Below are 13,093 nucleotides of genomic sequence, written 5' to 3'. Positions count from 1 at the left end.
GTCTGGTCACCGATCGGCCGGACGGCGAGGGGACCCTCGTGCGCCGTGCCGATTGCGGGGGTGACGGGGAGCGTGCCCTTCGCTCCCGTGCCGGAACATAGCAGGTTATCGATAACATGTTCATCCGGTCGGTTCCGGTGAAGGAGCGGGCCGGCCGCCGGGTGAACGCTCACAGCAGCGCCCGGCGGGGGCGCTGCCGCCTGCTCAGGAGTGGTCGGCCAGGGCCGGCAGGTCGCAGCCGGCGAGGGCGTCCGGCTGGGGAACGCGGGCGAGGTCCGCCTCGGCGAGCCCGAGCCGCCGGTACGCGGTGTGCAGCGCCGCGACCACGGCGCCCAGCGCGCCGGAGAGGTCACCGAGTTCCGCGCCGTGCACTGCCGCCTCGGCGGCCGGCACGATCTCGTGCAGCCGGCCGCGTAGCCGGACCAGGTCGGGTGTGAGCGCGTGGGAGACGCCGCCGCCGAGGACGATCACCTCCGGTTCGTAGGCGACCACCGCCGCGGTGAGGACCACCAGCAGCGCCTGCTCGACGTACTGCTTGACCGGCGCCAGTCGCGGGTCGGCCGAGCGGAACACGTCGGCCGCGTTGTCGAACGACAGGCCGAGTTCGCGGGCGCGGGCGAGGATGCCGGACCCGCTGATGATCCGTTCGAGCGGCGCGCCGAGCGGGCCGGCCGGCAGGTGGCCGAACTCGCCCACCAGGCCGCTGCGGCCCCGGAACAGCCGGCGGTCGATGGCGACGCCGGCGCCGAGTCCGGCCCCGATGGTGAGCATCACCGCTGTCTGCGCGTCCCGGGCGGCGCCGAAGCGCAGTTCCCCGAGCAGCGCGTAGTTGGAGTCGTTGTCGACCTCGACCGCGGCGCCCAGGTGCTTCTCCAGCAGCCGCAGGAACAGCGGGTCCTCCACCTGGGGCAGGTTCGGGGCGTTGGAGACGGCGCGGTCTCCCTGCCGGACGGCGCCGGGCAGGCCCACCGCTACGCAGTCGAGCCGCTCCCGGTCGGCGCCGACGGTCCGCATGATCAGGTCGGCCAGCCACTGGGCCAGCCGGGGCGCGTCGTAGTCGGCGGGTGTGGGCACGGTCCGGCCGGTCAGCGGCCGGGCGGCGAGATCGGCGACCACCAGCCGGACGTTGGAGCCGCCGACGTCGACGCCGCAGACCACGCCGCGTCCGGCGGCGATCGCGACCTGGGTCGCCCGGCGGCCCCGGTTGGTGGTGGGTGCGCCGTCGGTCTCGGTCAGCAGCCCCTCGTCGAGCAGCTGTTCCACGATCCGCGACACGGTGGCGGGGGAGAGGTCGGTCTCGTGGCCGATGGCCGTGCGGCTCACCGGGCCGTGGGTCAGCACGTGGGCCAGCACTGTGGACCGGTTCGCCGCCCGTGGTGCTCGAGATTCCACGCCCACCTCCGCCGATTTTCTTTCCGCCCGAATGTTAAAGCCGCGCCGCTGGATGAGCAACCATCCGGACCATGTCGTCTTCCGGCCCGCACCCGGGCGACGGATCCCACTGAATTCCGAGGTGAGGCCGGTGGTGACGGTTGAACCGAGTGGGTCGAATCTCTGACCAGCGCTCTTGACGGACTGTGATGACCGCGATAATACTTTCACCCTGAACGGAAATAGAGGTTGCCGGCCCCAGGGAGGCGGCGCGTGCCCCCGTACGCGCCGTGCCGGTCGCATCGGACCCCCGTGTCAGTCCGGAATCCCGGTTCCGGACCCCGTTGCTGTGAAGGGAAGAGCAATGATTCTCAGCCGTAGACGTGGCGCCGCCCTCGGCGCGCTCTGCGCCCTGGCGCTCATGGTCGGCGCCTGCTCGAACGAGACCTCCGGGAGCGGCGGCGCGTCGAGCGGCCCGCGTACCGAACCCAGCCTGTCGTTCGTCGGCCCCGGCGGCGAGACGCCGACCGCCGCCGACCAGCTCTCGCTGACCGACGAGGAGCGGCAGAAGGTCAAGGACGGCAACTACTCCGCCGCCTTCGTCTGGCACGAGGGCTCCGCGCTGACCAAGGCCGTCGAGTCCGGCGTTCGCAAGGAGTTCGACCAGCTCGGCATCAAGGTGCTCGCCAGCACCAGCGCCGAGTTCGACGCCGCCCGGCAGGCCAACAACGTGCAGACCGTGCTGGCGCTCAAGCCCGACCTGATCGTCACCATCGCCGTCGACCCGACCGCTGCGGCCGCCGCCTTCAAGCCCGCCGTGGACGCCGGCGTCAAGCTCGTCGTGATGACCACCCCGCCGAAGGACTACAAGTCCGGGCAGCAGATCGTCGGCATCGTCACCGCCGACCTGACCGCGTTCGGCAAGGCCAACGCGGAGATGCTCGGCAAGGCGCTCGGCGGCAAGGGCAAGGTCGGCTACGTCTACCACGACGCCGACTTCTGGTTCACCAACCAGCGGGACAAGGCGTTCAAGGACTGGCTGGGCTACCTCTACCCGGACATCGAGATCGTCGAGGAGGCCGGGTTCTCCGACCCGGCGCGCACCGAGGACATCGCCACCGCGATGCTGACCCGCCACGCCGACCTCAAGGGCGTCTACGTCGCCTGGGCCACCGCCGCCGAGGGCGTGCTCGCCGCGACCCGGCAGCAGGGCCGCACCGACGTCAAGATCGTCACGAACGACCTGGAGGCGAACCTCGCCGCCGACATGGTCAAGGGCGGCAACGTCGCCGGCATCGTCGCCAACGGCTCGACCCGGCTCGGCCAGAACCTGGGCGTCGTCGCCGCGTACGGCCTGCTCGGCAAGAAGGCCCCGGAGCTGGTCGTCGGATCGCCGATGGCCGCGACCAAGGACAACATCGCCGACGCCTGGCGCGACGACTACGGCCAGGAGCCCCCGGCCGAGGTGCTCGGCAACTGACGCCGGGCGCGGCCCGGCCCACCGCCGGGTCCGCGAGCACCGCGAGACGAGAGGAAGAAGCACATGGGGTACGTCCAGACAGTCCTCGGACCGGTGCCTCCCGAGTCGCTCGGCCGGGTGCTGAGTCACGAGCACCTCGGCGCGCTGGTGCCCGGGCCGTGGCTGTCCGGCGGCGTCGCCGACGACCGCGCGGACCTCGCCGCCGGGGCGGTACGCGACCTGCCCGAGCTGGGCTTCGGCACGATCGTGGACCTGTCCCCGTACGAGGTGGTCGGTCACGACGTGACGCTGCTGCGCGAGGTGGCACTGCGTACCGGCCTGCACGTGGTCGCCGGATCGGCGATCTACCTGGAGCCGTACTCGCCCGGCTGGGCGCTGCGCGCGAGCGTCGACGAGATGCGGGAACGCTTCGTCGCCGACGCCACCGTCGGTGTCGGGGACACCGGGATCAAGGTCGGCATCTTCGGCGAGCAGGCCACCGGGCTGAACGAGATCACCGCGCACGAGGAGAAGTGCCTGCGTGCCGCCGCCCGCGCCGCCGTCGCCACCGGCCTGGCGCTGAACACGCACACCACGCACGGCACCATGGCGCTGGAGCAGGTCGAGATCCTGCGCGAGGAGAAGATGGACCCCTCCCGCGTCGTCATCGGCCACCTGGACATCAACCCCGACCCGGACTACCTGCGGGCGGTGCTGGCCACCGGCGTCAACATCGCCTTCGACACGCTCGGCAAGCAGTTCTGGGACTTCGTGCTCGCCCCGCTGCCGGAGAATCCGCCGGAGGGCGAGTTCGGCAAGCGGGCGTACCACCGGCCCGACCGCGCCCGGCTCGACATGCTCGCCGGGCTGGTCCGCGACGGGTACGCCGACCGGATCCTGCTCTCGATGGACCTGACCGGCGCGGAGGCGTACCTGAATCCGCGTACGCACGGCCGGCTCGGCTACTCGTACCTCGGCCGGGAGATCGTGCCGGGTCTCACCCGCCTCGGTGTGCCGCCGGAGGCGATCGACCAGATGCTGGCGGCCAACCCGGCCCGACTCCTGACGGTCGGCTGATGGCCGCGCATCCGCGTCCGTCCGGCTACGTCGCCGGCGTCGACCTCGGCGGCACCAAGCTGCGGGCCGCGCTGGCCGACCTCGACGGTCTCGTCGTGAGCGAGCAGGTGCAGCCGACCGACCCCCGGGGCGGCACGGCGGTGGCCGCGCAGATCGACACGCTGCTGCGCCAACTGGCCGCCCGGGCCGGCGTCGACTGGTCCGACGTGCGGGCCAGCGCGATCGGCCTGCCCGGCGTGCCCGACCCGGCGACCGGCGCGATCGAGCTGTCGCCGAACGTCTCCGACCTCGAGGCGCTCGACGTGCGGGCCGAGCTGACCCGCCGCCTGGGGCACCCGGTCGTGCTGGACAACGACGTCAACATGGCCGCCGCCGGGGAGCGGTGGCTGGGCAGCGGGCGTACCCACCGGCACTTCGTGTTCGTGGCGGTCGGCACCGGAGTCGGCATGGGCATCGTGCTGAACGGTGAGCTGGTCCGCGGCGCGCGCGGCGCGGCGGGGGAGATCTCCTACCTGCCGCTGGGAACCGACCCGTTCGACCCGGGCAACCAGGTGAAGGGCGCGCTGGAGGAAGCCGTCGCCGGCGCCGCCCTCGCCGCCCGGTACCGGGCGGTGTCCGGCGAGCAGGCGAGCGTGCCCGACGTCTTCGACCGGGCCGCCGCCGGCGATCCGGTCGCGCTGGCGGCCATCGACGAGGAGGCCCGGCTGATCGCCCTGGCGGTCGTCGCGGTCACCGCCGTCCTGGACCCGGAGGCGGTGATCCTGGGCGGCGGCATCGGCTCCCGGACCGAGCTCGTCGAGCCGGTCCGGCGCTGGGTCGCCGCGCTGAGCACGGGCGTTCCGTTGATCAAGACCAGCCTGCTCGGCGACCGGGCCGGCCTGCTCGGCGCCGTCGCGGTCGCCCGCCGGGAGGCCGGCGTCCACGACGGCACGACCACCTCTTTCCAGACAGCGGAGGGACGATAGATGACCCACACCGATGCGGCGGTGAAGACCAGCGCCGCCCCGGCCTGGCGCCGGATCAACTGGCGCGACTACGTGGTCTACATCGGCTTCGCGGTCGTGTTCCTGTTCTTCGCCGTCACCCAGGGCAGCAACGGCTTCCTGACCACGAGCAACCTCACAAACATCGTCATCCAGACCGCGCCCATCACGATCATGGCGGTCGGGCTGGTCTTCGTGCTGGCCGCCGGCGAGATCGACCTGTCGATCGGCTCGGTCGTCGCGCTCTCCGCGCTGGTCGGCGCGGTGACGCTGCGGGAGACCGACAGCATGCTGCTCGGCGTGGCCGCCGGTCTCGCCGCCGGCGCGGCGGTCGGCCTGGTGAACGGCGTCTTCGTCACCCTGGTCCGGCTGCCCTCCTTCCTGGTCACGCTCGCCACCATGGGCGCGGTGGCGGGCCTGGCCCGCGAGGTCACCGGCCTGCAGTCGGTGCCGGTCAGCAACGACGCGTTCCTCTCCTTCTTCGGCCAGGGCGAGATCCTCGGCATCCCCGGGCTGGTGCTCTGGTCGGTGGCGGCGGCGGTGGTCGGGTACCTGGTGCTGCGCCAGACCCGGTACGGCGCGCACACGCTCGCCATCGGCGACAACGTGGCAGCGGCCCGGGTCAGCGGCATCAAGGTGATCCGCGTCAAGATCATGGTGCTGATGGGCAGCGCGATGTGCGCCGCCCTGGCCGGCCTGCTGTACGCCGGACGCCTCCAGGGCGCCCGGTACACCCTCGGCGAGGCCGACCTGATGTCCGTGATCGCCGCCGTGATCGTGGGCGGCACCAGCCTCTTCGGCGGCAAGGGCTCGATCGTCGGCGCGGTGCTGGGCAGCCTGCTGATGGGCATGCTCAACAACGGCCTGATCCTGGCCGGCCTGTCCGTGTCCCAGCAGATGATGGCGCGCGGCGCGATCATCCTGGTGGCCGTCTCCCTCTCGCTGCGCGAGCGGCGAAGCTGACCCGGAAGGAAGCAACCGCATGTTTCTGGACCTGCTGCGACGCCGCAATCCGGGCCTGCTCGCCGCCGCCGCGCACCTGCACGACAGCGGTGACCTGCCGGCGAACTCCTACGCGCTGGACCTCGACACGGTCGCGGCGAACGCCGCCGCCATCCGCCGCGAGGCCGACCGCTTCGGTCTGTCGGTCTACGCGATGACCAAGCAGGTCGGGCGCAACCCCGACTTCTGCCGGACGGTCCGCGACGCGGGCATCACCGAGGCGGTCGGCGTCGACCTCCAGTGCGCGCTCGCCGACCGGCACGGCGGGCTCGGCATCGGTCACCTCGGTCACCTGGTGCAGATCCCCCGGCACGAGGCGGCGGTCGCCGCCGCGGTCGGGCCCGGGTAGTGGCGGGTCTTCAACGACGCCAAGGCCGCCGAGGCGGCGGGCGCGCGCGCGGCGGCCGGGCGGGAGCAGGCGCTGCTCGCCCGGATCGCCGCGCCCGGCGACCGCTTCTACCGGGGCCACGAGGGCGGCTGGGCGGCCGACGAGATCGTCGCGGTCGCCGACCGGCTCGACGCCCTTCCCGGCGCCCGGTTCGCGGGTGTCACCAGCTTCCCGACCCAGTTGTTCGACCCGGCCGCCGGACGGGTCGTGCCGACGCCCAACCTCGGCACCCTGCGACGCGCCGCCGCCGCGCTGGGCGCCGCCGGGCGGTCGCACGTCGAGATCAACGCCCCAGGTACGACGTCGGCGGCGATCCTGGCCACGCTGGCCGAGGCGGGCGTGACGCAGGTCGAGCCCGGCCACGGGCTCACCGGCACGACGCCCTGGCACGCGGTGACCGACCTGGTCGAGGAGCCCGCCGTGCTCTACGTCAGCGAGGTGTCGCACCTGTGGGACGGCCGGGCGTACGTCTTCGGTGGCGGCCTCTACGTCGACCCGGTGCTCGGCCTGGGCGGCACCCGGGCGCTGATCGTGCCCCGGGGCGGTGGTCTCGACGACGCGTACCTGGTCGACGTGGAGATGCCCGCGCCGGAGGCGATCGACTACTACGCGATGGCCGACGTCAGCGCGGCGCCGGGGTGCGCCCCGGGTGACACGGTCCTGTTCGGTTTCCGGCCGCAGGCGTTCGTCACCCGGGCGCTGACCGCCGGCGTGACCGGCATCCGGTCCGGCGCGCCGGCCGTGGCCGGGGTGTACGCCGCCGACGGCTCGGCGCCGATCAGGTTGGAGGACACCGCCGCGGGCGACGGCCCCGGCATCCAGGCGGCTCGCCGCGCAGGGAGGGCATGATGAGCACCGTCACCCGCAAGGACGACGCGACCCGGGCGGGCGCCCCGGCGCTGCGGTTGCGCGGCATCCGCAAGCAGTTCGGCGGCGTCGTCGCGATCGAGCGTTTCGACCTGGAACTGGCCGCCGGGGAGATCACCGCCCTGGTCGGCGACAACGGCGCCGGCAAGTCCACCCTCGTGAAGATCATCTCCGGCGTGTACCAGCCGACCGAGGGTGAACTGGAGATGCACGGGCGGCCGGTGACGTTCCGGGACGCCTCCGACGCCCGCCGGCAGGGGGTCGAGGTGGTCTACCAGGACCTGGCCCTGGCCGACTCGCAGCCGGTCTACATGAACATGTTCCTGGGCCGGGAACTCACCCGTGGCCCGCTGCGCCTGCTCGACCGGCGCCGGATGGCCCGGGAGACCCAGGATCTGGTGGACGCGCTGGACGTACGCATCCCCAGCGCGAAGGCGACGATCCGGGACCTGTCCGGCGGCCAGCGGCAGGCGGTGGCGATCTGCCGCGCCACCCACTGGGCCAGCGGCCTGGTGCTGATGGACGAGCCGACAGCGGCGCTGGGCGTGGCCGAGACCGCCAAGGTGGAGGAGCTGATCCTGAAGCTGCGGGAGCGGGGCGCCGCCGTGCTCGTCGTCAGCCACAACCTGGACCAGGTGTTCCGGATCGCGGACCGGGTGGCTGTGCTGCGCCGGGGACGCCAGGTCGGCGTCCGCGGCATCACCGGGACCAGCCGCAACGAGATCGTCTCGATGATCACCGGCGCCTCCGAGGAGACCGCCCGCCCCTGAACCGCGCGGCCGGCCGCGCGCACGATGACCCCGGGTGTCCCTCCCGGGGTCATCGGCGTTCCGCGTCCGGTTCGCGGGGGCGGCACTCCATGATCAACGCCGATGGCGGACGGCTCGTGCGTAACGGGCGTGTGAACTTGTGTGAACGCGGCTTCGTGCGTCGTCTCGCAGTTCGGGAGCGTTATCAAGCCGAGTCCATGAGGGCTCAGTGAACGCCGTTCACCCTATTGTTCACTGCTGCTAAATCCGGTAGAACTCCTGATAGGTCCGCTGCTCGGGCCATCTGCCTCGTGCTTCTAGGAGGACTTCTCATGGCTCGTTCACCCCGTCCGGGCGCCTCCTCGCCCGCGCTCTCCCGCCGCGGCGTCCTGCAGCTTGGGGGTGGCGTCGCGCTCCTGCTCGCCACCAGCGCCTGCGCCGCGGACAGCGGCAACAAGTCCACCGACGGCAAGTCCGGCGGCGCCGCCGCCAAGACGCTGCGCATCGCCGTCTCCAGCTACCTGTCGAGCTGGGACCAGGACTTCGTCGGCTTCGACCTGACCGCGCTGATGCTCTACAAGAACGTCTTCCCATACCTGATCGACTACGGCGTCACCAACGCCGGCGGCAGCCAGATCCTCGACACCCAGAACATCACCCCCACGTTCGCCGAGTCCTTCGAGCCCGACGCCGAACAGAAGGTGTGGACGCTCAAGCTGCGCCGCGGCGTGAAGTTCGCCAGCGGCAACGAGATGAAGGCCGCGGACGTGAAGTGGTCGAAGGACCGCGCGTTCGCCGCCCAGGCCAACGTCGCCGGCGTCTACCGCACCATCGGCCTGACCAGCGCCGACCAGGTCAAGGTCGTCGACGACTACACGGTGGAGTTCCACCAGGCCTTCCCCAGCGCGCTCACCCGGCAGATCCAGGCGATCTCGCTGTACGTCTTCGACTCGGTCGAGGCGAAGAAGCGCGCCAGCTCCAGCGACCCCTGGGCCAAGGAGTGGTTCGCGAAGAACCCGCCGACCGGCGGCTACTTCAACGTCGCCAAGGCCACCCAGGGCCAGGAGATCGAACTCAGCGCGAACACCGACTACCCGGGCCCGGACCCGGCCAAGACGCCGACCATCCGGATCTCGGTCGTGCCGGCCGCGTCCAACCAGCGGCTGCAGCTGCAGGCCGGCGACATCGACATCGCGCTGGGCATCAGCCAGCGCGACATCCAGGACCTCAAGAAGGCCCCGGGCATCAAGGTCATCTCGGCCGCCAGCAACCGCCAGGTCGCGATCCAGATGTCGGTGACCGCCGCGCCGTTCAACGACGTGAACGTGCGCAAGGCGCTCGCGTACGCGGTGCCCTACGAGCAGATCATCAACAACGTGTACGGCGGCGACGCCCGCGCGGCCAAGAGCCCGGTCCCGCTGGACATGCCCGGCTACGACGAGAGCGGCTACCCGTTCACCTACGACCTGGACAAGGCGAAGGCCGCCATGGCCGCCGCCGGCCGGTCGTCGCTCGACTCCGAGCTGGTCTTCGAGGCCGACAACGAGGAGCAGCAGAAGATCGCCGTCCAGGTGCAGAGCGAGGCGGCGAAGGCGGGCATCCGGCTCAAGCTGACTCCGCTGGACCCGGCCACCCTGGGTGAGCGGCGGACCAAGAAGAACATCCCGCTGCAGATCACCTCCGGGCAGCTCTGGGTGGACGACGTCGAGTACATGCTGGCGACGAGCTTCGTCAAGGGTGCCAACCTCAACTACTCCAACTACAGCAACCCGGAGATCGAGCAGATCTACGAGAAGTCGCACACCACCGTCGACACGGCCGCCCGCAACGCGCTCTGGAAGCGGGTCCAGGAGATCCTCGCCGCCGACGTGCCGTGGGTGGTCATCTGCCAGCCCAACTTCAACCTGCCCGTCCGGGAGTCCGTCGCCGGCTGGGTGCAGCCGATGGACGGCCTCGCCCGCCTGCGCTACCTGAGCGCGTCGGCCTAGGAACGTCAACCGCCCATGCGAATCTTCCGCTTCGTCGTCAGGCGACTGCTCCAGCTGATCCCCGTTCTGCTCGGAGTGGTCGTCCTGGCGTTCCTCCTGGTCCGGGTGCTGCCGGGCGATCCCGTCCGCAGCATCCTCGGGCAGAACGCCACCGAGGAGGACGCCGCCGCCGCCCGGGCCCGCTTCGGGCTGGACCAGTCGCTGTGGCAGCAGTTCCTCGACTACCTCAGGGGACTGGTCACCGGTGACTTCGGGACCTCCATCCAGAGCGGCAACTCCGTGGGATCGGAGATGGCGCTCCGGGTGGGGCCCACCCTGGAACTCGTCGTCATCTCCGTGAGCATCGCGCTCGTCGTGGCGACGGTGCTGGGCATCTGGTCGGCCAAACGGGCCAACCGGGTCGGTGACCACAGCGTGCGGATGTTCGCCCTGGTCGGCAACTCGATCCCCGAGTTCTGGCTCGGCCTGGTGCTGGTGCTGGTCGGCTACAGCATCCTCGGCTGGTTCCCGGCGCCGAACGGGCGGGTCGACCCGGACACGAACCTGACCCCGCTCACCGGGGCCGATCTCGTCGACGCCGTGCTCACCGCCAACGGCCCGGCGATCGCCTCCGCCGCGGCGTACCTGGTGCTGCCCGTGCTGACCCTGGTGGTCGGCGTGGTCGCGCCGCTGCTGCGCAGCGTCCGGGCCTCCGCGCTGGAGGTGCTGCACTCGGAGTCGTACGCCGCGGCGAAGGCGCACGGGCTGCGCGACCGCACCCTGCACTACGGCTACCTGCTGCGGGCGACGCTGGTCCGGCTGCCGTCACTGGCGGCGCTGGTCTTCGGCACGGCGATCGGCTCCACCGTGCTCGTCGAGTACGTGTACTCGTGGCAGGGCTTCGGCCAGTGGGCCCTGCGCGGCCTGCTCTACCGGGACTACCCGGTGGTTCAGGCGTCGGTGCTGGTCATCGCGTTGTGCTACGTGCTGGTGTTCCTCATCGCCGACGTGGTCCACGCGATCCTCGACCCGAGAGTGAGGCTCTGATGGCCGAGTTGCGCGCCGCCGTCAGCGGCGACTCCGCACAGACGCCGGTTGTCGTCGCCGGCGGCGACCGGGACAGCCGGTTCGCCCGCCGCATGATCCTCGTCGGTGCGACCATCCTGTCGGTGGTGGCGCTGGTGGCGGTGTTCGCGCCGCTGCTGAGCCCGTGGGGCGAGACCGAGATCGACCCGGCGAACACCCTGGTGGCGCCGGGCGGCAACCACCTGCTCGGCACCGACGGCAACGGCATGGACATCTGGAGCCGGGTGCTCTACGCCGCCCGGCTCGACCTGGGCATCGCCCTGGCCGCGGTGGCGCTCGCGGTGGTCGTGGGCACGCTGCTCGGCCTGGTCGCCGGCTACTTCGGCGGCTGGCTCGACGACGTGCTGATGCGGGTGGTCGACATCTTCCAGTCGTTCCCCACGTTCATCCTGGCGCTGGCGGTCGCCGCCCTGCTCGGCAACGGCACGATCAACCTGATCATCACGATCGCGGCGGTGAACGCGCCGGCGTACGCCCGGCTGGTCCGCGCCGAGGTGCGGTCGCTGCGGGAACTGCCGTTCGTGGACGCCGCCATCACCTCCGGGGCGTCGCCGGTGGGCGTGCTCTGGCGGCACCTGCTGCCCAACAGCCTCACCCCGGTCCGGGTGATCGCGCCGCTGAACTGCGGCTGGGCGATGCTCACCCTGGCCGGGCTCTCCTTCCTCGGCCTGGGCGTGAGCATCCCCGAGGCGGAGTGGGGGGCCATGATCAGCCTGGGCGCCGCGGACGTGGTCGGTGGCCGCTGGTGGACCTCGGTCCCACCCGGCCTGGCCCTGTTCGTCTGCGTCCTCGGGTTCAGCCTGCTCGGCGAAGGCCTGCAGGACCGCGCCAACGCGAAGCGGCGGTGACCATGCTGTCGATCGAGAACCTCTCGGTGACCATCCGGCGACCCGGCCGGCAGGTGGCCGCGCTCAGCGGCGTCACCTTCGCCGTACGCCCCGGTGAGGTCGTCGGCCTGGTCGGGGAGAGCGGCGGCGGCAAGAGCATGGTGGCCCGCGCCATCGTCGGGCTGCTGCCCGGCGGCTCGCACGCCACCGGCCGGGTGCGCTTCGGCGACTCGGACGTGCTGCGCATGGACGACGCCGCGCTCGCCGCGCACCGCGGACGCGGCGTGGCGATCTGCTTCCAGAACCCGCGCGGCGCGCTCAGCCCCACCCGCACCATCGGCAAGCAGCTCGTCGACCGGCTCGCCACGCACCAGGACATGTCCGGCGACCGGGCCCGGGAGGCGGCGCGCGAGCTGTTCGAGGCGGTCGGCATCCGCAGCCCGCAGCGGCGGCTCGACGCGTACGCCCACGAGCTGTCCGGCGGCATGGCCCAGCGGGTGATGATCTCGCTGGCCACCGGCTGCGCGCCGGACCTGCTGATCGCCGACGAGCCGACCACCGGCCTGGACGTGACGCTGACCCGGGAGATCCTGCGCCAGTTCCGGCACGCCGCCGACACCGACGGCCGGGGAGTGCTGCTGATCTCCCACGACCTCGCCTCGATCGCCGAGGTCTGCGACCGGGTGGTGGTGCTCTACGCCGGCACGGTGGTGGAGAGCGGCCCGGCCGCGCAGGTGCTGCGGGAGCCCGCGCACCCGTACACCCGGGCGCTGCTGCGGTCGGTGCCGGACGTCGGCGGCCGGCCGGTCGTCGCCACCCCCGGCGCCATGCCCCTGCTCACCGAGGCGCCGGAGAACTGCCCGTTCGTCGCCCGCTGCGCGCACGCCGACCGCACCTGCTCGTCCCGGCGGCCCGGCACCCAGCCGATCCCCGGCGGCCGCGAATGGTCGCTGGCCTGCTTCCACCCGCAGACCCGGCCGCTCGACGCCGACCTGCCGTCCACGTCGCACACACCGGACGCGGGCGGCGCCCAGCCGGTGGCTGCGGACCCGAAGCCCGCCGTGCTGGAGATCGAGGACGCCCACGTCGTCTACCGCAGCCGGTTCGGCTCCGGCGGTCACCACGCGCTGCGTGGCGTCACGCTGCGGCTCGCACCGGGTGAGACGCTGGGCGTGGTGGGCGAGAGCGGCTGCGGCAAGAGCACCCTCGCGAAGCTCGTGATGGGCTTGGTCGCGCCCACGTCCGGCACCGTCACAGTCGCCGGTCAGGCCCTGGTCAAGCAGCCGGGCCGGCCCCGCCCACGCGGCCGGGCGCTGC

Annotated in this window: 12 protein-coding genes; 11 read left to right on the top strand and 1 reads right to left on the bottom strand. The window is 72.2% G+C overall.

Translation table 11 applies throughout. The features are described from left to right. Positions 1-204 precede the first annotated feature (204 nt). Positions 205-1,392 (bottom strand): ROK family transcriptional regulator, encoded by a 1,188-nt coding sequence (locus KBX39_RS08695; RefSeq protein WP_187692475.1) that lies wholly within the window; start codon positions 1,390-1,392, stop codon positions 205-207. Positions 1,393-1,735: 343 nt separating this feature from the next. Between KBX39_RS08695 and KBX39_RS08690 the strand changes: the two genes are divergently transcribed. The 11 genes from KBX39_RS08690 to KBX39_RS08645 all read left to right on the top strand — a co-directional run. Then, on the top strand, positions 1,736-2,851 hold the full coding sequence (locus KBX39_RS08690; protein ID WP_043325211.1) for a substrate-binding domain-containing protein: 1,116 nt from the start codon (positions 1,736-1,738) through the stop codon (positions 2,849-2,851). Between the two features lie 63 nt (positions 2,852-2,914). After that, the gene (locus KBX39_RS08685; RefSeq protein ID WP_043325210.1) at positions 2,915-3,907 is read left to right on the top strand and encodes a phosphotriesterase; all 993 of its coding nucleotides are present in this window, start codon (positions 2,915-2,917) and stop codon (positions 3,905-3,907) included. After that, positions 3,907-4,872 carry an ROK family protein gene (locus tag KBX39_RS08680; protein ID WP_187692474.1) on the top strand — a complete coding sequence of 322 codons (966 nt, stop codon included), beginning with the start codon at positions 3,907-3,909 and terminating at the stop codon, positions 4,870-4,872. Before KBX39_RS08685 ends, KBX39_RS08680 begins: the two co-directional genes overlap by 1 nt. Further along, positions 4,873-5,853 (top strand): ABC transporter permease, encoded by a 981-nt coding sequence (locus KBX39_RS08675; protein WP_030499606.1) that lies wholly within the window; start codon positions 4,873-4,875, stop codon positions 5,851-5,853. A gap of 19 nt (positions 5,854-5,872) precedes the next feature. Continuing rightward, positions 5,873-6,241, top strand: a complete 369-nt coding sequence (locus tag KBX39_RS33220; protein ID WP_247659992.1) for a hypothetical protein — start codon at positions 5,873-5,875, stop codon at positions 6,239-6,241. A 72-nt stretch (positions 6,242-6,313) separates the two neighbouring features. Beyond that, entirely contained in the window at positions 6,314-7,129 is an 816-nt protein-coding gene (locus KBX39_RS33215) for an alanine racemase (protein WP_247659993.1), read from the top strand. Beyond that, positions 7,129-7,917, top strand: coding sequence for an ATP-binding cassette domain-containing protein (locus KBX39_RS08665; protein ID WP_187692472.1), 789 nt, complete (start codon positions 7,129-7,131; stop codon positions 7,915-7,917). Before KBX39_RS33215 ends, KBX39_RS08665 begins: the two co-directional genes overlap by 1 nt. A gap of 311 nt (positions 7,918-8,228) precedes the next feature. Then, positions 8,229-9,884 carry an ABC transporter substrate-binding protein gene (locus KBX39_RS08660; protein WP_043325206.1) on the top strand — a complete coding sequence of 552 codons (1,656 nt, stop codon included), beginning with the start codon at positions 8,229-8,231 and terminating at the stop codon, positions 9,882-9,884. A gap of 15 nt (positions 9,885-9,899) precedes the next feature. Further along, positions 9,900-10,910, top strand: coding sequence for an ABC transporter permease (locus KBX39_RS08655; protein WP_064447402.1), 1,011 nt, complete (start codon positions 9,900-9,902; stop codon positions 10,908-10,910). Continuing rightward, positions 10,910-11,797 (top strand): ABC transporter permease, encoded by an 888-nt coding sequence (locus KBX39_RS08650; protein ID WP_210869921.1) that lies wholly within the window; start codon positions 10,910-10,912, stop codon positions 11,795-11,797. Before KBX39_RS08655 ends, KBX39_RS08650 begins: the two co-directional genes overlap by 1 nt. Positions 11,798-11,799: 2 nt before the next feature. After that, on the top strand, positions 11,800-13,093 hold a 1,294-nt coding region (locus KBX39_RS08645; RefSeq protein WP_210869919.1), incomplete at its 3' end, for an oligopeptide/dipeptide ABC transporter ATP-binding protein.

Origin of the sequence: Micromonospora sp. D75, assembly GCF_018070405.1 — a bacterium.
GTDB lineage: Bacteria > Actinomycetota > Actinomycetes > Mycobacteriales > Micromonosporaceae > Micromonospora > Micromonospora chalcea.
This window is presented reverse-complemented; position numbering and strand designations above follow the sequence as displayed.

Coding starts and splice junctions, on each gene's coding strand:
- KBX39_RS08690 (WP_043325211.1), top strand. CDS start 1,736: ATGATTCTCAGCCGTAGACGTGGCGCCGCCCTCGGCGCGCTCTGCGCC.
- KBX39_RS08685 (WP_043325210.1), top strand. CDS start 2,915: ATGGGGTACGTCCAGACAGTCCTCGGACCGGTGCCTCCCGAGTCGCTC.
- KBX39_RS08680 (WP_187692474.1), top strand. CDS start 3,907: ATGGCCGCGCATCCGCGTCCGTCCGGCTACGTCGCCGGCGTCGACCTC.
- KBX39_RS08675 (WP_030499606.1), top strand. CDS start 4,873: ATGACCCACACCGATGCGGCGGTGAAGACCAGCGCCGCCCCGGCCTGG.
- KBX39_RS33220 (WP_247659992.1), top strand. CDS start 5,873: ATGTTTCTGGACCTGCTGCGACGCCGCAATCCGGGCCTGCTCGCCGCC.
- KBX39_RS08665 (WP_187692472.1), top strand. CDS start 7,129: ATGAGCACCGTCACCCGCAAGGACGACGCGACCCGGGCGGGCGCCCCG.
- KBX39_RS08660 (WP_043325206.1), top strand. CDS start 8,229: ATGGCTCGTTCACCCCGTCCGGGCGCCTCCTCGCCCGCGCTCTCCCGC.
- KBX39_RS08655 (WP_064447402.1), top strand. CDS start 9,900: ATGCGAATCTTCCGCTTCGTCGTCAGGCGACTGCTCCAGCTGATCCCC.
- KBX39_RS08650 (WP_210869921.1), top strand. CDS start 10,910: ATGGCCGAGTTGCGCGCCGCCGTCAGCGGCGACTCCGCACAGACGCCG.